The organism is Nocardiopsis sp. NPDC055551, assembly GCF_053619415.1.
In genome coordinates this window covers 271993-295517 of record NZ_JBSHJJ010000008.1, presented here as the reverse complement: position 1 = coordinate 295517, position 23525 = coordinate 271993, and the positions used below count along the sequence as shown (strand labels likewise).

Here is a 23525-nt window from a genome sequence, read left to right as displayed (position 1 = left end):
CCTCCACCCCCGTTCGGGGGAACCTATCCGTCGAGGTGTTTGTCGACCCAGGCGTCCAGGGGCTGGTCCTGGATGGCGGCGGCCATCAGCTCGGGGAACACGTCCGGGGTACAGGCGAACGCCGGGACGCCCAGTTCGGCCAAGGCGGCGGCGTTGTGGCGATCGTAGAACGGCGCGCCCTCATCCGACAGGGCCAGCAGCACCACGACCTGGACCCCGGCGGCCCTCATCGCCGCGACCCGCTTGAGCATCTCCGCGCGAACGCCCCCTTCGTAGAGGTCGCTGATGAGCACGAAGATCGAGTCGGTGGGACGGTCGATCAGTCCCTGGCTGTAGGCGATGGCCTTGTTGATGTTGGTGCCGCCGCCGAGCTGGGTGCCGAACAGGACCTCGACGGGATCGGTGAGTTGTTCGGTGAGGTCCACGACGGCGGTGTCGAACACGACCAGGGACGTCTTCAGGGTGCTCATGGAGGCCAGCACCGCACCGAAGACACTGGCGTAGACGACGGAGGACGCCATCGAACCGCTCTGGTCGATGGCCAGCACCACGTCCTTCTGGACTCCCTGGCTGCGACGCCCGTGGCCGATGAGGGTCTGCGGGATCACCGTGTTGTACTCGGGCAGGTAGTGCGCGAGGTTGCGGCGGATGGTGGCGTTCCAGTCGATGTCGGCCACGCGCCGGGGCCGGTGGGTCTTGGTGGAACGGTCGATCGCGCCCTTGATCTCGGAACGGGTCTTCTGCGCGACCCGCTTCTCCAGGTCCTCGACGACCTTGCGCACGATCTCCCGGGCGGTCTCGCGCGCCTCCGCGGGCATCACCCGATTGAGGGAGAGCAGGGTCCCGACCAGGTGCACGTCGGGTTCCACCGCCTCCATCATCTCCGGCTCCAGCAACATCTGCTGTAGCCCGAGCCGCTCCATGGCGTCGGTCTGCATCACCCGGACGACGGAGGAGGGGAAGTACTCACGGATGTCGCCCAGCCAGCGGGCCACCCGTGGCGCGGAACCGCTGAGGTCGGCGCCTCGGCCACCGGATCCGCCGAGACCGCCTCCGGAGGAACGGCCGGAGCGGTTGTACAGGGCGGCCAGGGCGGAGTCCATCGCCTGATCGGCACCGGACAGGGTGGCGCAGTTGGACTCCTGTCCCAGGACCAGCCGCCAGCGGCGGGCCCGTTCGGTGGTCTCGGCCTTGGTCGTGGCGTTCACGCACCGCTCCTTTCGAGTAGTCCCAGTACCGCGGCCACGGCCGGAGCCGCCCGGTTCGCGTCGATCGGCCGTCGTTCACGGCTGTCGGTGACCCCACCGCCGTCGATCCTGGTCACCGCCGAACCGATCTCCTGACGCTCGGCGCCGTCGAAGGCCCCGAAGGTGCGACGGAGAAGGGGCAGGATCGCGGTGAAACGCTCCTCGGGCAGGGCCAGCAGCCAGGTGTCGATCATGCCGAGCAGCTCTTCGTCGTGGACCAGGATCAGCCCGCTGCCCTGGAGGAATCCCTCCAACCAGGCGACCGCCTGGGCGGGTTCGGTGCCCGGCGACATCACCAGACCGAGCCTGCGGCGAAGCTCGGGGGCGTCGACCCGTCCGCTGTCGGACAGGATCCGGTTCACCCGACCGGCGATCCGGCCGGGCACGTTGTCCCGGACGGCGAGGTCGGCGAGGGTGTCCAGCCAGGCCGGCAGGTCGTCGTCGAGCAGGGTGGCGGCGTTGTGGGTACGGTCCAGGGCATTGACGAAACGGGCCGCGGCGTCGTCGTCGAGCCCGCGAACGGCCGGCGCCAACCCGGCCCGGACCCTGGCCAGGATCTGCTGGGCGACCGTGCGCAGGTGGCCGCTGTCGGTTCCACGCACGTCGCCGTACCGGGTGGAGCGGGCCAACGGTGGCAGCGCGGACATCAGGTGGGTGATGTCGCTGTCGGTGGCGGCCTTGTCGGTGAGCGTGGCCAGCACGGCCGGCAACGCCTCGCCCAGTTCGGCGAACAGGCACTGTTCGGTGAGCGCGGTGAGGGTGGGCAGTTCGGCGTCGGCCGCGATCTCCACCACGCGGGCGGAGGAAGCGGACGCCACGGTGGTTCCGTACGGGGCCGCCTCGATCAGCGCCACGTCCATCTCGGGTTCCCAGCGCAGTCGCCAGCTCTCCCGGAACGTGCCGCGTTGACCGCCGTCGGGCGTGCGCGGCACACCCCATTCGACGCCCAGGAGCCGGAGCCGGTGCAGCAGCACGCTGCGTTCGTGCTGACCGTCCTTGCGCAGGTCGAGGTCGAGGTCGCGGTCGAAGGCCTCGGGCTTGAGGCGGAGCCGTTTCTGCGCGGCCATGAGGTCGCGCTGCAACGGCACCATGGGGGTCTCCGGTGGCACGGAACCGAGCCGTTCGCCGATCGCCATCCGCCCGTGCACGAGGGCGGCGCGTGTCTGCTCGCCCTCGCAGAGGACGGCGGTGGTCGCCTCGGCGACCTCGTCGAGTCCGGCGAGCGGTCGTCCGCGCAGGATGGCCAGGCTCTCGGCCAGCCGCACCCCCTCGATCACGTGCGAGGAGGACACCTGCTGGCCTTCCTCGCGCAGCATGCGGGCGGCCGCGGTGAGCCACCGGTGCACCGGACGATCCGTGGCGGTGAACAGGTGGTGGTACCAGCCCGGGGCGGTCACCCCGGCACCGTAGCCACTGGCGGAGGCGAGCCGCCCGTGGGTCCAGGGCACCCAGGTGGCGGCCGTCTTCACCTTGGGCAGCCCCTTGAGCAGGGCGGTGTCGTCCTTGATCGAGTAGTCGCCCAGGTCGCGCAGGGCCGGGGCGTGCCAGGCACCGCAGACCACCGCGATCCGCTCGTACCCCTGTTTGAGCGCACCGCGCAGGGTCTGGCGCATGTACGCCTCCCGGCGCGCGTCCCGCCCGGTCTCGGGTCCGGACTCGGCGCGCACTGCGGCCATGGCGTCGGCGATCGCGGGGAAGGGCGAGGGTTCACCATCGGTGCGCTGTTCCACGACGTCGTCCCACCAGCGTTCGGCGTCGTCGTAGCCGGCGGCCTCGGCGAGCACCCCCAGCGGGTCCAACCGCACCCGTGGTTCCTCGGCCGGTTCCGATGTCTCGTCCGGTCGTGGGTCCTCCACCTGACCGGGAGTCGGGTCGGGTTCTGTGGTCTCCCCGTCTTCGGAGGTCGCGTCGGCCTCCTCCTTCGCGGCCCGCTCCCGCCGTTCCTCGGCTTCCTCGGCACGGGCGATACGTTCGGCGATGGTGTGGGCCGCGGGCAGGTCGCAGAACCGCACCGGTACGTCGTTGTCGTGGGCGTGGCGCAGGGCGGCCCACTCCGGGGAGAAGCTCGCGAACGGCCAGAAGCCCCAGCCCTGCCGCGATCGGACCGAACCGGCCTTGGGGGTGTCGGCCAGGTGCACCAACAGCGCCACGGGTGGTTCGAGCCCACCGACCAGGGAGGTGATGGAGTCGGCCTCTGGTGGCCCTTCGATCAGCACCAGGTCGGGCTTGATCTCGTCCAGGGCGGCCCGCACGGCCCGGGCGGAACCCGGGCCGTGGTGGCGGACGCCCAGGACACTCACCTTGGAGGTGTCCACTCGGGGGCGTCCCATCAGGCGCCCACCTCGCGGCAGGCCTGGTAGAAGTCGTTCCAGCCCTCGCGCTCGCGGGCGACGGTCTCCAGGTACTCGCGCCACACGACGCCGTCGGCGACGCGGTCCTGCACGACGGCGCCCTGGATGCCGGCGGCCACGTCGGAGGGCCGCAGCTCCCCGTCGCCGAAGTGCGCGGCCAGGGCGATTCCGCTGGTGATCACCGAGATCGCCTCGGCGGTGCTGAGGGTGCCGCTGGGCGACTTGACCTTGGTGGTGTTGTCCTCGGTGACCCCCGAACGCAGTTCCCGGAAGACCGTCACCACGCGCTGGATCTCGGTGAGGCTGGTGGGCACCTCCGGCAGTTCGAGCGAGCGGCCGAGCTGCTCCACCCGCTGGGTGACGATGCGGACCTCGTCCTCCGCGCTGTCCGGGACGGGCAGCACCACCGTGTTGAACCGACGGCGCAGAGCACTGGACAGGTCGTTGACGCCGCGGTCGCGGTCGTTGGCGGTGGCGATGATGTTGAAGCCGCGCCGGGCCTGGACCTCGATGCCGAGTTCGGCCACGGGCAGGGCCTTCTCCGAGAGGACGGTGATGAGACCGTCCTGCACGTCGGAGGGCATACGGGTGAGTTCCTCGATGCGACCGATCGACCCGCGGGCCATCGCGTTCATGATGGGGCTGGGCACGAGCGCCGCCTCGGAGGGCCCTTCCGCGAGCAGGCGGGCGTAGTTCCACCCGTACCGGACGGCCTCCTCGGAGGTGCCGGCGGTGCCCTGGACCAGCAGGGTGGAGTCACCGGCGATCGCGGCGGCCAGGTGCTCCGACAGCCAGGTCTTGGCGGTACCGGGCACACCGATGAGGAGCAGGGCGCGGTCGGTGGCCAGGGTCGCCACCGCGACCTCGACGACCCGACGGGAACCGATGTACTTCGGGGTGATCTCGGTGCCGTCGTCGAGGGTGGTGCCCAGCAGGTACCGCGTGACGGCCCACGGCGACAGCTGCCAGCCCGGAGGGCGCTGACGGTCGTCGACCTTGGCCAGAGCCTCCAGCTCAGCGGCGTAGGTCTGCTCGGCGTGGGGGCGCAGCGCGCTCGCGGAGTCGGTGCTGAGTGCGGTGGTGGTCACGAAAGCTCCTTGTGCATGTCGAGGCGGAATCGGAGGGTGTCGCGGAGGCGGAGGTATTCGTGCGCCTCCTCCTCGTTGGGCGAGGACTCCGGAAGCAGGTCCAGGTGTTCGGGTGGCATGGACTCGGCGGCGATCACGCAGAGCCGCTGGTGGGCGTGTGTGTCCGTGGGGCTGCGACGATCGGTCGATCGGCTCAGGACCTCGACGACGGCAGCCGACAGTTCCCGGGTCCACGGGGTGGGGAGGGCGGTCAGGACCTGGCACAGGGTGATCTTGCCCTTGGTCCGCCCGATGACCGCGCGGATCCGTTCGCACCGTTCGTCCACCGGCAGTGGGGCGAGCAGCTGCCGGATCCGCTGTCGTTGTAGATCATGGACCGACCCACCGACCATTCGGGACAATCCGACGGTCGGGTGGTCGAGCACCGCTCGTGCCCAGGTGGCGTCCCCGCGCAGGCCCACCGCGTCGATGATCGCCTCCCGCAGAAGGTCGTCCTCGGCGACTCGGGTGAGGACCCCGTCCGGGGTGGTGTCGAGGAGTTCGGTCCACACGTCCGGCGGTGTGTGCGTGATGAGGACCTGGTGACGCTCGCGGTGTTCGTCCTGGGGGCGTGGGTCCTTGACGCGCGACCGGGTCTTGGCGGCGACCAGGGCGAGGTCGCGCAGGAGTTCCGGTTCGTCGGGGTCGACGTTCTCCAGGTGGACGGGGTTCGGGGCGTCCGGGACCACCCGCAGCCGACGACGCAGGTACCCGCGCAGCCGGTGGGCGTGCGCGCCGTCGGGAAGCCCCACGAGGAGGGACAACGCACGTCCTCGGACGCTGGCGTTGCCGTCGTCCAGGGCCTGGTCCAGCAGCGGTTCGTCCTCGGGTTCCAGCGTGGGTTCGAGGGTCTCCAGGAGGTCGCGCCGCACCTCGCCACGGCTCTCGTTCGGCCATGCCTTCCGGACCAGGTCACGACCGGCGGCGGGATCCTGGGCGCGGAGGGCGGAGAGCGCACGGCGGCGTCGCTCCGTGGTGCCCTGGTCCCAGACCTCTTGGTCGAAGGTGTCGCCGGGCATCGGCTCCGCGGTGATGAAGGACCACGGCTTGTTGAGGCCGGCCAGCCAGACACCGCGCGTTCCCACGGCGGCGGCCACGGCCGGCCGCAGCTTGCGGTCGCGGGCCGCGCGATCGAGCAGGTCGGGGATTCGGGCGCGGGGCACGCACCGACCGGAGCGGACGAGCAGGTCGAGCCACTCGGCCAACAGTTCGGGACGGCCGGCGAGGATGACGTCGAGACGGTGTGTCTCGGCCACGCCGATCTCGGGGAGCGGGTCGGAGGGGTCCGGGTCGATGGGGGTGGCGGTGTGCGCGATGTACCCCGCCTTGGCGCGGACCGTCTCGACGACGGCGAGGTCGAGCAGCGCGGTGGCGTTCTCGGAGCGTTCGGGCAGACCGGGCGGGGTGGGCACGGTACGTCGGGCGGTGCCGACCAGGGCGGCGGAGACCAGCCGTCCCCAGTCCGTACCGGTGTTTCCACGGGGGTCGGAGGCGTCCGCCTCGTGTTCGGGGGTCGAGGGTTCCTGGTTCACAGGGCTAGGGCTCTTCCTTCGTCGTCCCACAACGTCATGGGGGCCAGTCCGGCCTTGGGCGACCATTCGGCGGCCACGGTGGTGGGCCGGCCTCCGGTCGCGGCGAGGACCGCCCAGAGGGTTCCGGTCTCCAAGGGCAGCGCGGCGCCGTTCGGGTCGGCCATGTACCAGCCGTTGCCCGCGCGGGCCGGAACGGCGTGCTCCAGCACCACGGGCCATTCCTCCAACCACGGGTCGTCGGCCAAGGCCCTCGCGTGCGAGTCCAGGGCCTGGTCGATACCGCCGCCCGTCGGTGGGGTGCAGGCCCGTTCGGTCATCCGGTCGGTCCGCACCGCCCGTCGCCCGTCCGGGTGGAAGGCGAGTTCGCCCTCGGCCTCGGTGCCGGACCGGAAGGGCGACTCCGGGGTCTGTCCCGTTCGCGCGTAGCTCAGGACCAGGGCCACACGCCCGGTGTCGGCCCCGCGCAGCCAGGTTCGACGGCTGCGCATGCCGTCGGGGGTGAGTCCGTCGTTGTGGCCCAGGACCCGCCAGGTGTCGTGGACGCGCTCACCGGAGGTGAGGACGTCCTCGGAACGGGTGCTGATACCGACTCGTGCGCGCAGCACCGCGCGGGTGCGTTCGTCGACCTCTTCCCTGGCCAGGTAGCCGTCGACCAGCAGGTGGAGCATGCCCAGACGTTCCAGGAGACGGTCCGGCCAGTGGTCGCCACCGCCCCGTTGTGGCAGTTGGGTGACCAGGGAGGCGGCGCCGGAGGCCTTGGCGTCCACCAGGCGTTTGGCCATGCGGTCCCAGTGGTCGTAGCCCAGACGCGGCACCTCGGCCAGACCGGCGTCGACCTGGTCGTGCAACCAGACCCTCAGCTCTTCGAGGCCCACCGCGACCGCGTCCTCCCTGGCCTTGAGGGTGGCGGCGGCCTTCTTCGGATCGACGGGCGCAGCGGCGGCCCCGCCGGCGGCGCGATCGGCTCGGGTCTGTCTCCCGGAGAGCCACTTGGCGACCCACTCGGGCCGTTCCTCCGCCGGTTCCACCGAACCCTGACTCCACAGGGCCAGCAGCGCGAGGACGTGCTTGCAGGGGATCTTTCGGCTGGGGCAGCTGCACTTGTAGGCGGGGCCCTTGTCCCCGTCCAGGTGCGCGGCGGCCAGGTACGGCTTGGACCCACTGCCCTTGCACTCACCCCACACCGCCGAGGTCGCTCCACCCTCGGCGGCGATCACGCCGCTCGCGGGCCAGGACCCGGACTTGGCCACCTTGAGAGCGGCCTTGTGGGATGAGGCGTCCGGTGCCAGCGCCCAGACTTCGTCGGTACTCCATCGATCGCTCACACAGGAAACATTAGTGATCACCACTGACAATCCAGGGGGCTTCGGGACAACTTCGACCCAACTCCGATGACCGTGTCACCGGAGCGTCCCGGCCGCCCCTCCGCGCCCCGGGGACACTTCCCGAAGGAGGGACGATTAGCGCTAAAGCACCGGAAACACGAAGGCGAATACCTATTGCCCTTTCTCTCACCGAAAGCCACAAATGAATACGACGCTGTTGTGAGGACGCCGGGCCGAACCTAGAATGCGACGACCGCGGTGGCCCATCCCCGACCACCGGTCCCCCGTTTTTCCAACCTCTCCCCCTTCCCATCACCACGGCAGTGTCACGACTTCTCGAAGGGAGGGAAGGGGGACCGCGAACCCTCATTCCCGGTCGCCCGTACACCCTGATGAACACGACCCGACCCGATGGAGAACACGGGATATCCGCCCTCGCCCAAGGAAATTCGGCCGAAGCCACGCCCCTGTACGGAACGACTCCGCCCGGTGGACGCGACGGCCTGTGGCGCAGGCTCCGCGAACGACACGGGCCCATCGCTCCGGTGGAGCTGGAACCGGGGGCCAAGGCCTGGATCCTGCTCGACTACCACGAGAACCTCACCGTGCTCCAGCAACCGCACCTGTTCTCGCGGGACACCCGTCGCTGGCGGGAGGTGGTCGAGGGCCGGATCGACCTCGCCAAGACCCTCCCGATGATGTCCTGGCTGCCCAACGCGCTCTTCGCGGACGGCGAGGAGCACCACCGCCTGCGCGCTCCGATCATGGACGGTATCGGCGGGATCGACATGTCCGCCATGGCCGGGACCGTGCGCGACATCGCCGACGAACTGGTCGATTCCTTCGTCATCCGTGGCGAGGCCGACCTGATCGAGGAGTTCGCCGCCACCCTGCCGGTCCTGGTCCTCAACCGGCTCTTCGGTCTGGCCGACGGTTACGGACACATGCTCGGAGACCTGACCACGACCGTGTTCGGTGAGGACGCCGGCCGCGCCGAGGAGGCGGTCGAGCGCATGCAGCAGTACTTCGCCGGGTTGGTCGCCCGCAAGGCCGAGCACCCGGGGCCCGACCTCGTCACCCGGATGCTCGAACACCGGTCGGGACTCAGCCCGAGCGAGGTCGCCTATACGGCCGCCCTCATCATCAGCGCCGGCCACATGCCCACCACCCACCTCATCGGCAACAGCGTGCGCACGCTGCTCACCGACGAGCGCATGCACGAGGCCCACACCGACGCGCGTCTGTCCACCCACGATCTCCTGGACCACGTCATGTGGACGGACACGCCCTTCCAGGTCCTGGCCGGGCGGATCGCCATGCAGGACATGCGGATCGGTGACGCGCGCATTCGCTCCGGCGACGCCCTCTTCATCGGTATCGACGCCGCACACCGGGATCCGAGCGTGCGGGGCGGCCGCCCCGACCCCGACACCGGGTTGGCCAGCGGGCGCCGCGCCCACCTGGTGTTCGGGGCCGGACCGCACAGTTGCCCCGCCCGCTCACTGGGGCGGTTGGTGGCCTCCATCGGGGTGAACGTCCTTCAGGAACGGCTCGGCGGCCTGCGGTTGGCCGTGCCACCGGAGGAACTGAGCGTGGTGAACTCCCCGTTCCTGCGCGGGCTGCGTCGGCTGCCCGTCTCCTTCACCCCCGGACGACCGAGCGAACCTCCTGCCCTCCGGACCCGGCGGACCGAACAGGTGCCGGTCCCGGTAGAGGAGGAGGAACCCCCGGAGGACCTGCTGGGCCGCCTGCTCCGCTGGTGGCGCGGGTTGTGATCGCACGGCCCGGGTCGTCCGGTGTCGGGGCGTCCGGAGGAGGCCTCCCTCATGCGCCGACGGGTGTCCGCGTCATGTCCCGGATCGGCCCGGCCAGCTCTCTCTCGAAGAACTCGAAGAAGCCCTCGGTGTCGGGCCCGGCGTTGATCAGGGCCAGGTGATCGAATCCGGCGGACACGAAGGAACGGACCACCTCCAGGTGACGTTCCGGATCCGGGCCGTACCCGAACACGTCCGCCATGGCCTCCCGGCTGATCAGTGAGGTCGCCGCCTCGAAGTTCACCGGGTTGGGCAGCTCGGACTGGACCTTCCAACCGGTGAGCGCGAAGCGGAACAGCTCACGGGCCGATTCCAGCGCGGAACCGTCGTCGGCGGCCCAGGCCAAGGGGACCTCCCCGAAGCAGGGGCCGTCGCCGCCCTGGCCCCGGTAGGTCTCGGTGAGCGCCACTCCGGGTTCGGTCCCGAAGAGTCCGTCCCCGTACCGGGCCGCCAGGCGTGCCGACCTCGCCCCCGACGCGGCCACGATCACCCGTGGCGGCCGTTCGGGCAGGTCGAACACCCGGGCGTCCTCCAGGGTCAGGTGTTCTCCCTTGTAGGAGTGGTAGCCACCGGACCACAACAGCCGCATGATCTCGATGGATTCGCGGAGCATCTCGTGGCGGGTGGTGACGTCGGGCCACCCCTTGCCCACCACGTGTTCGTTGAGACGTTCCCCCGATCCCACCCCCAGGGTGAAACGCCCATCGGAGAGCAGCGCGGTGGTCGCGGCCGCCTGCGCGACGATCGCCGGATGGACCCTGATGAACGGGCAGGTCACACCTGTGACGATCTCGATCCGTTCGGTCCGCTCGGCGATCGCGGCCAGCATGGACCACACGAACCCGGAATGTCCGTGGCTGAACAACCACGGGTGGAAGTGGTCGCTGATCTCGACGAAGTCGAACCCGGCGCGTTCGGCGCGCACCGCCTGTTCGACGATTTCCCGAGGTCCGTATCCCTCGGCGAAGAGCTTGTAACCGACTCGCATGAGAACCCCCTCGTCCAGTGCCCTGACCGGCTCGGTCGCAACGGAAACACCACCGATCGGAAAAAACACCCTCCGGGCCGGGGCCACACCCCCGGACTCCATGTGTGGCCGCGCCGCCGGTCGGGCAGGGCGGCCGGTGGGAGGGGAGAACACCATGAACCACGAACAACCGCCCGCTCAGAACCAGCCGTACCCGGGCCGGACCGAACCCATGGATCCTCAGCCTCGGGACGAGATGCGCGACTACGAGGGGCGCGGTCTCCTCAGTGGCCGCCGCGCCCTGATCACGGGAGGCGACTCCGGTATCGGGCGTGCCGTGACGGTGGCCTTCGCCAAGGAGGGCGCCGACTCCGTCTTCGGTTACCTGAGCGAGGACGCCGAGGCCCAGCACACGGCCGACCTGGTGCAGGCGGAAGGTCGTAGGGCCGTGGGGATCCGAGGCGACCTGGCCGACGAGTCGCACTGCGGCCACCTGGTGCGACGGGCCGTCGAGGAGCTCGGCGGGATCGACATCCTGGTGGAGCACGCCGCCACCCAGACACCGGTCGAGAACTTCACCGACCTGACCACCGAGCAGCTGCGTCGAACCTTCGACGTCAACGTGATGGGGGTGTTCTGGACCATCCGGGAGGCCCTCCCGCACATGTCCGACGGGGGATCGATCATCATCACCGGCTCGATCAACGGGCTGCGGGGCAACGATTCCCTGATCGACTACGCGTCGAGCAAGTCGGCCGTGATGAACCTGTCGCTGTCCCTGTCCAAGGTGTTGATGAACCGGGGAATCCGGGTGAACTGTGTGGCCCCGGGCCCGGTGTGGACCCCGCTGATCCCCGCCACCCTGGGCGAAAGCGGCAGCGAGGGGTTCGGGAAGCAGGATCCCATGGGTCGGGCCGCGGACCCGGACGAGATCGCGCCCTCGTACGTGTTCTTCGCCAGCGAGCGGCTCTCGTCCTTCTACTCGGGCGAGACGCTCACGCCCACCGGGGGCGAGATCCAGGGCAGCTGAGGCACACGACCGACCAAGGGGAAGGGCGGCGCACCCGCGGGTGCGCCGCCCTCGTGTGTGGGCTCGTGTGTTCGGGCCCGCGTGCGAGGCCCGATGTTCAGCTGGAGCGCCGCGAGCCCGAGGTCCTGCGGTTGCTCTCCTTCTGCAGGGCCTTCACCAGCTCGTCCTTGCGCATCCGGGACCGCCCGGAGATACCCAACTGGCGGGCACGCTGGTAGAGGTGCTCCTTGCTGGCGTTGGCGTCGACACCACCGGCCGTGGGTCGGTCCGAGCCGGGACGCCGCCCCGCCGAGGGGTTCTTCGCCTGCTGGTCCGAGGGGCCCTTGCTCTCCTTCGGCTCCCAGCGGTCACCGACCTTCTCGAACTTGCGCTTGACCGCGGCGAAGGCGACCCGATGGGCGCGTTCGCCCTCCCCGTACTCCTGGACCGCGCTGTCGTGCGCCTCGATCCACGTGCGCTGTGCCTTCTCCGGCGACCGGCGCAGAGTGTCCGGTAGTTCGTCGACTCCTGGCACCGTCCTCACCCCCTGGGCTTCGGTTCCTTACGGGCCGCCCTGCCCGACCCCGCGCCAAGGGAAACACCGACAACCCTCTCGAACTGGGAACACACGGACGCTGGTGATTCGACGGATGCGCGTTCACACAATCGACCGCATAGTGAACCCACATCCCGAGAACCAGTAAGGGAAAGGCGATTCCCTCACCTTTGACCTTTCCTCGGGAAACCCCCGATCCGCGATAACCGAAAGGCCGCGGATTCCCGCTGCACGAGAAAGGGAAATCACGTGCTGACCGAAACTCCCCCGTCCCCCGAAGGGCGTACCCGCCCCAGAACGCGGGCCCGCTCCTGGATGTCCGGACTCGCCGCGAAGTCCGCCCTCGTCTTCGGACTGTCGCTGATCGGCGCCGGCGCCACCGTCGGCCCGGCCCTGGCCGAGAGCCCGCACGAACGCGGCCCGGACCCCACCGAGTCCAGCGTCACCGCGCCCCGCGGGCACTTCGACACCGACACCACTTCCGTCTCCTCACTGGTCAGCGGCTTCGGTGGGGGCACGATCTACTACCCGACCGACACCAGCGAGGGCACCTTCGGCGGTGTGGTGATCGCCCCCGGTTACACCGCAGGCGAGTCCTCCATGTCCTGGTACGGGCACCGCCTGGCCTCGCAGGGGTTCGTGGTGTTCACCATCGACACCAACACCCGCTTCGACCAGCCGAACAGCCGCGGCCGCCAGATCGAGGCCGCGCTCGACTACCTGGTCGAGGACAGCGACGTCAACGACACGGTGGACGGTGACCGACTGGCCGTCATGGGGCACTCCATGGGCGGCGGCGGAACGCTCGCCGCGGTGGACGACCGGCCCGAGGTGCGCGCGGCGATCCCGCTCACCCCCTGGCACACCAGCAAGAACTGGTCGAGCGTCGAGACGCCCACGCTGATCGTCGGCGCCGAGAACGACGTGACGGCCTCGGTCCGCTCGCACGCGATCCCGATGTACGAGAGCCTGCCGAGTTCTCTGGACCGCGCCTACCTGGAGCTGCGCGGCGCGAGTCACTTCGCGCCCAACGTCTCCAACACCACGATCGCCAAGTACAGCATCTCCTGGCTGAAGCGGTTCGTGGACGAGGACGAGCGGTATGAGCAGTTCCTGTGCCCGCCGCCCAGGACCGGGTTCGGCACGGACTTCTCCGACTACCGGGACTCCTGCCCGCACGGCGGCTGACCCTCTCTTGTGAACATCCGACCCCGCACCACGGCGGCCCGGAGGAATCTTCCTCTGGGCCGCCGTTCGTCGTTCTCCCTCGCCGTCGGTTCGGGACCGTCGGTACTAGTCGTGGAAGGGCAGGGTGTCCGGCATCAGGGGCTCGAAGTCGACCTCCTCGATGTCACCGCCCTCGCGGTCGGTGACACGCGGCTCCTGGACCACCTCGATGGCGCCACCCTCCTGGTACTGGACCACGTACACGCCCTGGTGGCCACCGTGGTCACCCTCGGAGGAGGAGAAGGGCACCGGGCCGGGCCCCTGCCATTCCTGGCTCTCCATGGCGTCGATCAGGGACTGGCGGGTGAGGTCCTCGCCGGCGGACTTGAGGACCTGGGCGAACATCACGGCCTGGGTCATGCCGAAGACGTGCGTGTTGGTGACGGTGTCGCCCTCGCCGTACTCGTCGTAGATCGAGAGGAAGAACTGTCCCCACTCGTCGTCCTCGTCCTCCACCCGGGGCATGTAGGTGGTGATCAGCATGTCCGACAGGAACTCGTCGGCCGGGACGTCCTCGGCGTCGCTGCCCTCGGTGAACGTCGCGAGCAGCCCCTGCAGGGTCGTGGTGTCACCACCGATGCTGGAGACCACCCACTGGGGCTCGTAGCCGATCCGCGCGGCCTCCAGCATGCCCAGCGCGACGAACGCCGGGATGCAGGAGCACACGACGACCTCGGCGCCGGAGCTCTCCATCTCGGCGATCTGCGCGCTCAGGTCGCTGACCTCGGACTCGTAGTGCTCACGGGCGACGACGTCGTCACTGAGGTACTGGTCGAGCCCGGCCTGGGAGTCCTCTCCGACGTCGTCGTTCTGGTACAGGTAACCGACGGACTCACCGGGGAAGTTCTCGGTGATGTACTCACCCTGGATCTTCGCTTCCTTGGTGTAGTCGGTCTGCCAACCGTAGGTGAGCGGGTGCTCGTCCGGGTTGTTCCAGGCCAGGGCGCCGGAGGAGGGGAAGATGTCGGGCACCCCCTCCTCGTTCAGGTAGTCCAGGACACCGCTGTGGGTGGGCGTGCCCAGACCGCCGACCATCGCGAAGATCTCGTCCTCGATGACGAGCTGACGGGTGACGTCGATCGTCTGGGACGGGTCGTAGACGTCGTCCTCGATCCGGTAGTCGATCTCGCGCCCGTTCACCCCGCCCTGGGCGTTGACGAACTCGAACACGGCCGCCGCCCCCTGGGAGACCGCCAGGTATCCGGCCGACGCCGGTCCGGTCAGGGGCTGGTGGGTACCGATGACGACGGCGTCGTCGGTGACGCCCGGGGACACGTCCAGGTCGACCTCGGCGCTGTCGCCGACCTCGCCCGCGCCCGTGCAGGCGGTGGCGAACAGGACCAGGGCCAGGCCCGGAGCCAGAAGGGCCCGGGTTCCGGTACTTGTACGCATGGTTCTCTCCTTTGAAAGGGGGTTAGGAGTTGCGGGCTCGGAGGCGGGCTCTGAGGCTCTGGAGGGCCCCGTGGACACCCAGGGGCCAAAAACGCAGGACGAGGATGAGCACGACGCCGAAGAACACGATGGGCAGGTTGTTCTCGACGTCCCGGCTCAGCTCCATGGCGCGTGCCAGGTCGGTCGCCCAGATCTGCAGGTAGACGATGGCGATGGACGCCCACAGGGCACCCCACAGGCTGCCGATACCGCCCAACACCAGCGCGGCGAGCAGGGTCAGCGACAGCACGAGCGTGAAGCTGCTGGGTGTGACGGTGCCCAGGACGTAGGCCTGCAGGCCACCGGCCAGACCACCGGCGGTGGAGGCGATGACGAACGCGACCACCTTGGTCTTGCCGACGGGGACGCCGGCCATGGCGGCGGCGGTCTCGTCGTCGCGGATGGCGCGCATCCGCCGGCCGAGGCGACCGGCGGAGATGGTGGCGAGCACCGCCAGGCCGATGACGACGGTGGTCCACACGACCAGTGCCCGCCATTCGCTGGTGCTGAGGACACCTTGGAGGAAGGGCGGGACACCGGCGGTGCGGATGTTGAGCCCGTTGCTGCCACCGAGGAGGTCGTGGAAGCGGTGCGCGAGTCCGGGCAGTCCGACCGCGAGGATGAGGGTGGCGCCGGCCAGGTAGGGCCCGTGCAGGCGGGCGGTGGCCGCGCCGACCGCGACGCCGGCGACGATCGACACCACGACGATGATGCCGAGGTTGGCGCTGATCGGCAGCATCGGCTGGTGCAGTACGAGCAGGGCCATCGCGTAGGCGCCGATCATCATGAACGCGCCGTGGCCGAGGGACACCTGCCCGGAACCGCCGACCAGCAGTTGGAGCCCGGCGATGGCGAGCATGGTGTACCCGATGGCGGCGATGCGCAGGGCGGTGAGGTCACCGGTGACGAACAGCAGCCCGGTGACGGCGGCCAGGCCGAGCGCGGCCAAGACCAGGTGTCGGACGGGTAGGGGCAGTGCCGCCCAGCGGGACGGCCTGGGAACGGCCGCGGCCTCGGTGGGCGCGGTGCGCTTCTCGCGCTCTGCGGTGGGCTGGGACATGGCTACACCTTTCGCGCGGTCGGCCGGGACAGGATGCCGTCGGGGCGCACGCTCAGGACGAGGACGACGATGACGAGGGCGGACAGGGTGGCCAGCTCGGGCCCGAGGTACCCGGACACGTAGGACATGCCGAGGCCGATGAGCAGACCGCCGATGACCGCGCCGAAGGGGTTGTCGAGGCCGCCGACGACGGCGGCGGTGATCCCGAAGACGAACACCACGTCGAAGACGTTGGGTGAGATGAACGGGGGCCCGGCGAGCATGCCCGCGAGGGCGCCGATCAGGGAGGCGATGCCCCATCCCGCGGTGAGCATCAGACCGACCTTCACCCCGCTGAGCCGTGCGGCCTCCGGGCGGAAGGCCGCGGCGCGCATGCGCAGGCCCAGCGGGGTGAACCGGTACACCAGGAAGAGCAGGAGGGCGACGACGCCCACGGCCGCCAGCGCGAAGGTGTCCGCGGGTGAGAAGCGGCCCACGTAGCTGAACGCGTAGCTGAATCCGTGTTGTTCGTTGCCCCAGATCATGCCGACACCGCCCTGGATCACCAGGAGGAGGCCGAGGGTGACGATGATGGCGTTGAGCTGTGAAGTCTTGGCGATGGGCCGGATGATGACGCGCTCGACGAGGGCGCCCGCGGCCAGGCCCACGATGAGGGCGGCGGCGAACCCGATCCAGTAGGAGCCGGTGAGTTGGGTGATGGTGTAGGCGGCGTAGACCGCCACCAACGCCAGGGCGGGTTGGGCGAAGTTCACCAGCCGGGTGGCCTGATAGATGATGACCAGGGACAGCGCGAGGGCCGCGTACGCCGCCCCGGACGCCAACCCGTTCAGGGTCAGGTTGATGAAGTGGGTCATGGGGATCTCCCTCAGAAACCGAGGTAGGCGTGGCGCGTGCGGTCATCGGCGAGGAGGTCGTCGGAGGGGCCCTCCGCGGCGACGCCGCCCTGGTTCAGCACGAACCCGTGGTCGGTGACCGACAGGGCACCGGCCGCGTTCTGTTCGACCAGGACGACGGTGAGTCCGGTACGGTCGCGCAGATCGCGCAGCAGGGTGAAGATCTGCTCGGTGATGAGCGGGGCGAGGCCGAGCGAGGGTTCGTCGAGCAACAACACCTTGGGGCGGGCCATGAGGGCACGGCCGATGGCGAGCATCTGGCGTTCGCCACCGGACAACGTGCTCGCGGACTTGTTCCGGCGTTCCGCCAGGGGCGGGAAGAGCTCCAGGACCTGGTCGAACGTCGTTCGGTCACGCCGGTCCGAGCGCCACAGGGAGCCCAGGCGCAGGTTCTCCTCGACGGTGAGTTCGACGATGACCCCACCGCCCTCGGGCACGTGGGCCAGCCCACGGGTGATGACCTTCTCGGTCGGCAGCCGGGTGATGTCCTCGTCTTCGAGCAGGACCCGGCCGGAGGTGGCGCGATGCAGTCCGGTGAGGGTGCGCAGCAGGGTGGTCTTGCCCGCGCCGTTGGCGCCGAGCACCGCGCAGAGCCCCCGGGCCGGGACGTCCAGGGAGACGTCGTCGAGGGCGCGGACGGGGCCGTAGTGGGCGGTCAGTCCTTGGATGGACAGGAGGGGTTCGGCGCTCATCGGACGGCTCCGTTCCGTCGCGTTCCGTTGAGTCCCCGCTCGTCGGCGCCAGGGCCGCCGGCGGTCGGCGTCTCGTCCGCGGGGGTGCCGAGGTAGGCCTGGGTGACGGCGGGGTCGGCCCGCACCTCGTCGGGGGTGCCGGCGGAGATGACCTTGCCGAAGTCGAGGACGAAGATGTGGTCGCACACGTCCATGACCAGGTCCATGTGGTGTTCGACGAGGACGACCGCCATGTCCCGACTGAAGCCGCGGATCTGTTCGGCGAGGGCGTTCATCTGCTGACCGGACAGGCCGCTGGCGGGTTCGTCGAGGAGGAGGAGTTCCGGCTCGCCCACGCAGGCGCGGGCCAGGGCGACCTGCTTCTGCACGCCGTAGGGGAGGGTGCCGGGCAGCCGCGTGGCGTACTCGGCGATACCGAACCGTTCGAGGGTCGCCAAGGCCCGCTCGCGGAGCTCCCTCTCGTCCTTGTGGTGTCGTCCGAGCCCGCTGATCAGGGAGAACGGGCCACCGCCCGCGAGCCGGTCCGCACCGACCATGACGTTCGCGATCACGGGCATCATCGGGAAGAGGTTGAGTCCCTGGAAGGTGCGGGCGATGCCGGCCTTGGCCAGGTGGTGGGTCCGGCGTCCGGGCGGTGGTTCCCCCTTCCAGGAGATGGTCCCGGCCGTGGGGCGCAGGACCCCGGACAGGACGTTGAACAGGGTGGTCTTGCCCGCACCGTTGGGGCCGATGAGTCCGACGACGGAGCCCGGTGCGACGTGGAGTCCGACGTCGTCGAGCGCGGTGAGGCCTCCGAAGCGCACGGTCACCCCGTCCGCTCTCAGGAGGTGTTCCGGTGCTGTCGTTTCCATGACTGCCTTTCTGGTGACGGGCCGGACGTACCGACCGGTCGGCACGTTACGGTGATCCGTCCGCCCCATCGCGTCCGGACCGGGATGCCTCCCCCTTCAGTTGAAGAGGCGGGCCAGATCCACCCGGGACCTGATGTTGAGCTTGCGGAAGATGCCGCGCAGGTGGTGCTCCACGGTGCGCGGGCTGATGAACATGTGCGCGGCCACCTCACGGTTGGTGGCGCCTTCCGCGACCAACCGGGCGATCTGCTGTTGTTGCGCGGTCAGCTCACCGGTGGGAGGGGTCTCGGGTCCGCGTTCGGAGGTGCCGATGGCGCGCAGCTCGGCGCGGGTCTGTCGGACCCACAGCCGCGCCCCGAAACGTTCGAAGGTCTCCAGGGCGTTGTACAGGTGTTCGCGGGCCCGACCGGGTAGGCGGCCCCGTCGCAGGTGGGCACCGAACAGCAACTGGGTGCGCGCGTGTTCGACGTCGTCGTCACCGCAGGCCCGGTGCAGGGCCAAAGCGGTCCCGAAGTGGTCGGTCGCCTCCTCACCTGTGGAGAGGAGGCCGTCCCCGCGCGCGGCCAGGGCCAACGCGCTCGTGCTGTCCACGGACTCGGCCCAGCCCCGGTATCCGGCCAGGGAGGCACGTGCCCACTCCATCTCCCCCATGCGGACCGCGGCCTCCACGAAGTGCGGGGCGGTGAGCAACCGCATGGTGGGGTGCCCGTTCCCGGGTCCGGCGTGCACCAGGGAACGCAGCCGGAAGAAGGCGTCGGCGGCGTTGCCGCGGGACAACTCCAGGACCGCCAGCGCCCAGGAGGCCAGGGCCGCGGGGAGGCCGAGGCTGTTCTCCCCCGCCTGGGTGGCGACCGCGCGCGCCCGGATCCGGCAGGTTTCGACGTCGCCTTGGATGGCGGCGATCATCGCCAGCGACGCCAGGTTCTGGGTCGCCCAGATGGCCTGACCCGATTCTCGGGAGGCCCTCAGACCCTCCAGGGCGGTCCCGGCGGCGGAGGGGAAGCGCCCGCTCCAGAACTCGGAGAAGACGAGGAAGGCCAGGGCCGAGGGGACGAAGGTGTGTTCGCCACGGGATCGGGCGGTCTCCGCCGCGCGCGAGGTCACGCTGCGGACGAAGGGCGCGTCGCCCAGACGCAGACCGCAGATGCCCGCCCACACCAACTCCGTGGGGGTGGACACCTCCGAGGAGAGCCGGACCGCCTCGCGCAGCAGCGGGGTGGAGCCCGTGTAGTCGCCCCGGAAGGAGATGCTGCACCCCTCCAGGTACGCGGCGGTCAGCCGCATCGGGGTGGGGTCGTCCGGGCGCACCAGCCGGATCGCCAGGGCGGCGGCGCGGTCGTGTCGTACCGGATCGCCCGCGTAGGAGGCACTGTCGGCGGCGCGGGCCAACGCGCGCAGAGCCAGGTTCCGATCGTGCGGGGCCAGGTCACGGCCGATCTCGAATAGGCGCTCGGCGGCGTCGATGGCGTTGGAGTCGCGCATCTTCAGCTGGGCGTCGATGAGGTCGATGATGGCGCGGCGTCGGTCCGAGACGGCGAGTGGTCTGGCCTGGGCGAGCAGCCGGGATGCCCGGCCCGTGTCCCCGGCGAGGTAGGCCTTGTGGGAGGCGCTGGACAGACGACAGGCGCGTTCGTCCGCCTCCGGGGTGAGTGCGGCGGCGCGTTCGCTGGTGAGTGAGGCCGCCAGCGGGCCCTCCAAGCGTCTGGCACCACGCGCGGCGACCGCGACCCGGTCGGCCAGATCGGTGTCGGGGGCCTCGGCTCCCTGCGCGGTGTGCCGGGCGAACTCCACCGGCGCGAACTCGGGATCGGTGACGGCGGCCAGGGAGCGATGGGCGGCGCGAAGCCGGCCGATGGGTGTGCCCTGGGGGATGGTGTCGCGTAGCAGCGGGTCCGTGAAGGTGACGGTGTCGACGTCCACGACGACCAGGCCGCGTTCCTCGGCCGGTTCCAGCACGGAGACGGTCGCGTCGGGCCCGCCGGCCGTCAGGAGCAGGTGGAGCCGGGGGTCCGCGGACAGGGCGGCGAGCAACAGCACGTCCCGGGTGCCCTCGGGCAGCGCGATGTACGGGGCGAGGAGCGCCGAACGGAGCCGCGCCGGGAGGGGTGGTGGTTCGGGTAGTGCCTTCTCGCCCTGGATCTGGGCCGTGTTCAGTCCGCCGAGGAACCCGAGCAGCGCGGCGGGGTTTCCGTGGCAGGCGCGCACCAGGGCGGAGCGGACCGAGGAAGCGAGGTGGGCCGGGGCCCGATCGGTGAGCAGGTCGTGGACGGCGCGGTCGCTCAGTGGGGCGAGCGGGTGTTCGGTGACGCCGTGGACGACGGGTTCGCGGGCTCCGTTGCCGGTGGGGCCGCCGGCGACCTGGGCGTCGGTGGGTTTGCCGCGCCCGTCCTGGGCGGCGAAGACGAGGGCGACGGCGGTGCCCGTGAGCCGTCTGGCGGTGAAGGCGAGGGCGTCGAGTGTGGGGGTGTCGAGCAGGTCGGCGTCGTCGACGCAGATGAAGAGGGGTTGCTCGGCGGCGACCAGGGAGACCAGGTCGAGGAGGGCGGTGGAGAGGGCGAACCGGTCGGACTCGGCGACGCCCCCTCGGGTGACGGCCTCCCGGAGGAGGGCGCGTCGGTCCTCCGCGAGTCGATCCAGTGCGGGTTCGACCGGTCTGAGGAGCCGGTGGAGTCCGGCTAGGGGGATGTCGGATTCGTCGGCGACACCGGCCACGTGCAGGACGGTGAAATCACCGGCGGTGGTGCGGGCGTGTTCGAGGAGGGTGGTCTTGCCGAGGCCGGGGCCGCCGGTGAACAGCATGGACACACCTCGTCCGGACCTCGCGTCGCCCAGGGCGTCGGTGAGTGTCCGCTGTTCGGCGTCCCGTCCGCGAAGACGTGGACCGGGGGGATCCGTGTACATGTGTGCCACGTGTCACACCGTTGCACAGAGGGACCCGGTTCCGGCAGGTTCGACCAGGGACACTGGTCGTTTCACCGATCCCCGTACCGAGTCACGCGCGCCACCTCGAATCGGGGATCCGCGGGAGCGAAAGCGGGCCTGGCGAAGAGGCCTTGGGGGACTTGGAACCCTTGCTCCACCTGTGGTTCCACCGCTTCGCCCCGGGGAGGCCGGCGGCCCGCCTCCACCCCCGAAAGCCTCCCTAGCGCCACTTGAACACGGCCGTCCGGGTTATCAAGACGTTACGTGCGTGCAACACCCAACCCGCGAAACAGACAAACGTGACACACGACACTATAGGTAGCTTTCTGCTGCCTTTGGGAAACCGGTGCGTGTTCTCGGACTCCCCCAAGAGTCGAAAGAACCACGCGCGGGCCACCGCAGGCCGTCGAGTTTCCACAGCCTGTGGACAACGGACTCACTCGGTCCGTACTCCTGCTCGCCTTCGGTCAGCGCAGGTCGCTCTTGGCGGTGTGGAGGAAGGCGTTCCACTCGGCCTGGTCGTAGATCAGCCCACCCAACTCACGGTTCTGGGCATCGCGGACAGCGGTACCGGTTGGCCAGTCCGCCACCTCGACACAGTTGTGGGCTCCGGAACTGTAGGAGGACTTGCGGAATTCCAGGCTCATGCTCATGTGGGAAGTCCTTCTACTAAGGGTTCCACCCGCGACTTGCGAGGATCACCTTCGGTCAGCGCAGGTCACTCTTGGCAGTGTGGAGGAAAGCGTTCCACTCGGCCTGGTCGTAGATCAGCGCACCCAACTCACGGTTCTGGGTATCACGAACAGCGGAGAAAGCGGGGGTACCGGCCACCTCAACGCAGTTGCCGTTGGCCCCGCTGTAGGAGGACTTGCGGAAGTCTGTCGGCACATGCGCCACCTCCACACACTCCCCCTGAGAGGCGCTATAGGTGGACTTGTACCAGCCCTCCGCAGGAATGCTCTGGTTCATCTCATGCCTTACATAGATGTTCGAAGACCGTCGGTATGTTGTGATGTCCGGCGGGTCCCCCATGAAGATGTCAGCGGTTGGCCCTGCCATACCCTCTGGTGCGGAAGTCATAGCGAAGATGAACTTGCTGATGCCGAGACCGGCGCTACGTGCAAGGTCATCGGCGCCTGATCGAGCCTGTCGGTTCTCCGGCCTTTCCGACCATCAGGCTTTGTTCAGGAGCACGCGTGCGTGGTGGTGAAGCAACGGTGCGAGCCCAGGGACCGCACCGGTTACCCCGGTCGTCGGAACCGATCCCGAGCAGAGACCTGGCACAGAGACCGCCACGGGTGGAGCCACTGGACTCCACCCGCGACGCTTGGGACTGTTTCACTAGCCGAGGTCGCGCTTGGCGAGGTTGAGGAAGGATTCCCACTCGCCACCGGGGAAGAAGAGCGCCCCGAGTTCGCGGTGCTTGGTGTCTCGGATGGCGGCACCGGAAATTTCGTCCGCCACCTCCACGCAGGCAGTCTGATCAGCGCTGTAGGTCGACTTCCTCCAGTTGGCTGGTCTGCGGGCATTGGCCTGGAGTTTTCGCGTCATGGATTGTCACAATTCCTTGCGGATGCCGGAGAGGAGCTTGCGGAGCATGTTGCCCCCGACGCCGGCGAGCCGGAGTTGGTTGAAGATCGCCTCATGGTTCCGAAGGTCGCGGGGGTTTTCGAGGAAGAGATTACTGCGATGCCCCTCTACGTAGACGGTCGAGAGTCCGTCCTGGGGCAACTTGAGGATCATGAAGGTCGGCACAACCATACCGACGTGTGCTCCTGCTTCGTGAGGTATCACCTGAAGTGTGACGTTGGGGTGCTCGGACAGTTCCAACAGGTGGGTCAGCTGTCCTCGCATCACTTGAGTGCCTCCGACCTGCTGACGCACAGCGCTTTCGCCGAGAATCACCCACAGCTTGGGGCCGCTGTCGGAGAGGTTCTGACTGACTCGTTGTGAGCGGACCTCGATCTGTCGTTCAAGGTCTTCTGGGCTGATAGCGCTGTTGACACCGGTGATGATGGCGCGTGCATAGTCCTCAGTTTGGAACAGACCGGTGACGACTGTGCTGGTGTAAGCCTCGATCTCAGAGGCGCTGGCCTCCAAGCCGATGAAGGTTCCGTAGCGCTGTTCCAAGTCGTAGGACTGCCACCAGCCGCGCTTGCCGGCCTGTCGTCGTAGCTGGAGCAGGGCTTCGGATTCCCGATCGGGGAGTTCGTAGTGCCGCGCCAGCTGTCGCAGCTCCTTCTCTCTGGGCACACGCTCGGCGGACTCCCACCGGCTCACCGTGGAGGTAGTCACCTCAAGGACCTTCGCAACCTGGGTGATCGTCAGCGCGTGCTGTGCGCGTAGCTGTTGGAGTTCGCGACCCAACTGCCATTGGGCGACGGTGGGGCTTGCTATCGGCATGAGGTCATCCTACATAATTAGAGTTGCCAATTAGCCTTGCCAAGCAAGTCACGCAGAGTCATACTCTGACTATGGCTAGTTCTCCCCGCTGGCGCAGGGGATTGTGCAGAACAGCGAG

The 23525-nt window shown here is 69.3% G+C and carries 20 protein-coding genes; 3 read left to right on the top strand and 17 right to left on the bottom strand.

Annotation, left to right across the window (positions count from 1 at the left end; genetic code table 11):
* Positions 1-23: 23 nt before the first annotated feature.
* The 5 genes from ACWGSK_RS16900 to ACWGSK_RS16880 are packed head-to-tail and all read right to left on the bottom strand — an operon-like array spanning position 24 to position 7507.
* Positions 24-1208 (bottom strand): VWA domain-containing protein, encoded by a 1185-nt coding sequence (locus tag ACWGSK_RS16900; RefSeq protein WP_358511919.1) that lies wholly within the window; start codon positions 1206-1208, stop codon positions 24-26.
* Positions 1205-3577, bottom strand: a complete 2373-nt coding sequence (locus tag ACWGSK_RS16895) for a DUF5682 family protein (protein WP_452456186.1) — start codon at positions 3575-3577, stop codon at positions 1205-1207. Before ACWGSK_RS16895 ends, ACWGSK_RS16900 begins: the two co-directional genes overlap by 4 nt.
* Positions 3577-4686, bottom strand: coding sequence for an ATP-binding protein (locus ACWGSK_RS16890; RefSeq protein WP_358511913.1), 1110 nt, complete (start codon positions 4684-4686; stop codon positions 3577-3579). Before ACWGSK_RS16890 ends, ACWGSK_RS16895 begins: the two co-directional genes overlap by 1 nt.
* Positions 4683-6257 (bottom strand): DUF5691 domain-containing protein, encoded by a 1575-nt coding sequence (locus ACWGSK_RS16885; protein ID WP_452456185.1) that lies wholly within the window; start codon positions 6255-6257, stop codon positions 4683-4685. Before ACWGSK_RS16885 ends, ACWGSK_RS16890 begins: the two co-directional genes overlap by 4 nt.
* A complete protein-coding gene (locus ACWGSK_RS16880; RefSeq protein ID WP_358511981.1) occupies positions 6254-7507 on the bottom strand; it encodes an SWIM zinc finger family protein in 1254 nt (417 codons plus the stop codon). Before ACWGSK_RS16880 ends, ACWGSK_RS16885 begins: the two co-directional genes overlap by 4 nt.
* A gap of 467 nt (positions 7508-7974) precedes the next feature.
* Between ACWGSK_RS16880 and ACWGSK_RS16875 the strand changes: the two genes are divergently transcribed.
* Positions 7975-9357, top strand: coding sequence for a cytochrome P450 (locus tag ACWGSK_RS16875; protein ID WP_452456184.1), 1383 nt, complete (start codon positions 7975-7977; stop codon positions 9355-9357).
* Positions 9358-9406: 49 nt separating this feature from the next.
* Here ACWGSK_RS16875 and ACWGSK_RS16870 read toward each other — a convergent pair whose 3' ends face one another.
* Positions 9407-10384, bottom strand: a complete 978-nt coding sequence (locus tag ACWGSK_RS16870; RefSeq protein ID WP_358511904.1) for a TIGR03557 family F420-dependent LLM class oxidoreductase — start codon at positions 10382-10384, stop codon at positions 9407-9409.
* Positions 10385-10538: 154 nt separating this feature from the next.
* Here ACWGSK_RS16870 and ACWGSK_RS16865 point away from each other — a divergent pair, with 154 nt between their 5' ends.
* Positions 10539-11393: an SDR family oxidoreductase gene (locus tag ACWGSK_RS16865; RefSeq protein ID WP_452456183.1), complete on the top strand. Its 855-nt coding sequence runs from the start codon at positions 10539-10541 to the stop codon at positions 11391-11393.
* A gap of 97 nt (positions 11394-11490) precedes the next feature.
* Here the strand turns inward: ACWGSK_RS16865 and ACWGSK_RS16860 are convergent, their stop codons facing one another.
* Entirely contained in the window at positions 11491-11907 is a 417-nt protein-coding gene (locus tag ACWGSK_RS16860) for a ChaB family protein (RefSeq protein WP_452456182.1), read from the bottom strand.
* Positions 11908-12177: 270 nt separating this feature from the next.
* Here ACWGSK_RS16860 and ACWGSK_RS16855 point away from each other — a divergent pair, with 270 nt between their 5' ends.
* Complete coding sequence (locus tag ACWGSK_RS16855; RefSeq protein ID WP_452456181.1) at positions 12178-13116, top strand: alpha/beta hydrolase family protein; 939 nt, start codon at positions 12178-12180, stop codon at positions 13114-13116.
* Positions 13117-13221: 105 nt separating this feature from the next.
* On the opposite strand, the gene ACWGSK_RS16850 is transcribed toward ACWGSK_RS16855, so the two are convergent.
* From ACWGSK_RS16850 to ACWGSK_RS16805, 10 genes are all read right to left on the bottom strand, one after another.
* A complete protein-coding gene (locus ACWGSK_RS16850; RefSeq protein WP_358511895.1) occupies positions 13222-14547 on the bottom strand; it encodes an ABC transporter substrate-binding protein in 1326 nt (441 codons plus the stop codon).
* 22 nt (positions 14548-14569) lie between these two features.
* Positions 14570-15646 (bottom strand): branched-chain amino acid ABC transporter permease, encoded by a 1077-nt coding sequence (locus ACWGSK_RS16845; RefSeq protein ID WP_452456180.1) that lies wholly within the window; start codon positions 15644-15646, stop codon positions 14570-14572.
* 2 nt (positions 15647-15648) lie between these two features.
* On the bottom strand, positions 15649-16500 hold the full coding sequence (locus ACWGSK_RS16840; RefSeq protein ID WP_452456179.1) for a branched-chain amino acid ABC transporter permease: 852 nt from the start codon (positions 16498-16500) through the stop codon (positions 15649-15651).
* A gap of 11 nt (positions 16501-16511) precedes the next feature.
* On the bottom strand, positions 16512-17231 hold the full coding sequence (locus ACWGSK_RS16835; protein WP_452456178.1) for an ABC transporter ATP-binding protein: 720 nt from the start codon (positions 17229-17231) through the stop codon (positions 16512-16514).
* Positions 17228-18082 carry an ABC transporter ATP-binding protein gene (locus ACWGSK_RS16830; RefSeq protein WP_452456177.1) on the bottom strand — a complete coding sequence of 285 codons (855 nt, stop codon included), beginning with the start codon at positions 18080-18082 and terminating at the stop codon, positions 17228-17230. Before ACWGSK_RS16830 ends, ACWGSK_RS16835 begins: the two co-directional genes overlap by 4 nt.
* 96 nt (positions 18083-18178) lie before the next feature.
* On the bottom strand, positions 18179-20983 hold the full coding sequence (locus tag ACWGSK_RS16825) for an AAA family ATPase (protein WP_452456211.1): 2805 nt from the start codon (positions 20981-20983) through the stop codon (positions 18179-18181).
* A gap of 488 nt (positions 20984-21471) precedes the next feature.
* Positions 21472-21657 carry a DUF397 domain-containing protein gene (locus tag ACWGSK_RS16820; RefSeq protein WP_452456176.1) on the bottom strand — a complete coding sequence of 62 codons (186 nt, stop codon included), beginning with the start codon at positions 21655-21657 and terminating at the stop codon, positions 21472-21474.
* 55 nt (positions 21658-21712) lie between these two features.
* Complete coding sequence (locus ACWGSK_RS16815; RefSeq protein WP_452456175.1) at positions 21713-21892, bottom strand: DUF397 domain-containing protein; 180 nt, start codon at positions 21890-21892, stop codon at positions 21713-21715.
* A 453-nt stretch (positions 21893-22345) separates the two neighbouring features.
* On the bottom strand, positions 22346-22555 hold the full coding sequence (locus ACWGSK_RS16810; protein WP_452456174.1) for a DUF397 domain-containing protein: 210 nt from the start codon (positions 22553-22555) through the stop codon (positions 22346-22348).
* Between the two features lie 6 nt (positions 22556-22561).
* Positions 22562-23407 carry a helix-turn-helix domain-containing protein gene (locus tag ACWGSK_RS16805; RefSeq protein WP_452456173.1) on the bottom strand — a complete coding sequence of 282 codons (846 nt, stop codon included), beginning with the start codon at positions 23405-23407 and terminating at the stop codon, positions 22562-22564.
* Positions 23408-23525 lie beyond the last annotated feature (118 nt).

Excerpts from the sequence above, each read along its gene's own strand:
- ACWGSK_RS16895 (WP_452456186.1), bottom strand. The coding sequence starts at position 3,577 with ATGGGACGCCCCCGAGTGGACACCTCCAAGGTGAGTGTCCTGGGCGTC.
- ACWGSK_RS16875 (WP_452456184.1), top strand. The coding sequence starts at position 7,975 with ATGAACACGACCCGACCCGATGGAGAACACGGGATATCCGCCCTCGCC.
- ACWGSK_RS16870 (WP_358511904.1), bottom strand. The coding sequence starts at position 10,384 with ATGCGAGTCGGTTACAAGCTCTTCGCCGAGGGATACGGACCTCGGGAA.
- ACWGSK_RS16865 (WP_452456183.1), top strand. The coding sequence starts at position 10,539 with ATGAACCACGAACAACCGCCCGCTCAGAACCAGCCGTACCCGGGCCGG.
- ACWGSK_RS16850 (WP_358511895.1), bottom strand. The coding sequence starts at position 14,547 with ATGCGTACAAGTACCGGAACCCGGGCCCTTCTGGCTCCGGGCCTGGCC.
- ACWGSK_RS16845 (WP_452456180.1), bottom strand. The coding sequence starts at position 15,646 with ATGTCCCAGCCCACCGCAGAGCGCGAGAAGCGCACCGCGCCCACCGAG.
- ACWGSK_RS16840 (WP_452456179.1), bottom strand. The coding sequence starts at position 16,500 with ATGACCCACTTCATCAACCTGACCCTGAACGGGTTGGCGTCCGGGGCG.
- ACWGSK_RS16835 (WP_452456178.1), bottom strand. The coding sequence starts at position 17,231 with ATGAGCGCCGAACCCCTCCTGTCCATCCAAGGACTGACCGCCCACTAC.
- ACWGSK_RS16830 (WP_452456177.1), bottom strand. The coding sequence starts at position 18,082 with ATGGAAACGACAGCACCGGAACACCTCCTGAGAGCGGACGGGGTGACC.
- ACWGSK_RS16825 (WP_452456211.1), bottom strand. The coding sequence starts at position 20,983 with ATGTACACGGATCCCCCCGGTCCACGTCTTCGCGGACGGGACGCCGAA.
- ACWGSK_RS16820 (WP_452456176.1), bottom strand. The coding sequence starts at position 21,657 with ATGAGCATGAGCCTGGAATTCCGCAAGTCCTCCTACAGTTCCGGAGCC.
- ACWGSK_RS16810 (WP_452456174.1), bottom strand. The coding sequence starts at position 22,555 with ATGACGCGAAAACTCCAGGCCAATGCCCGCAGACCAGCCAACTGGAGG.
- ACWGSK_RS16805 (WP_452456173.1), bottom strand. The coding sequence starts at position 23,407 with ATGCCGATAGCAAGCCCCACCGTCGCCCAATGGCAGTTGGGTCGCGAA.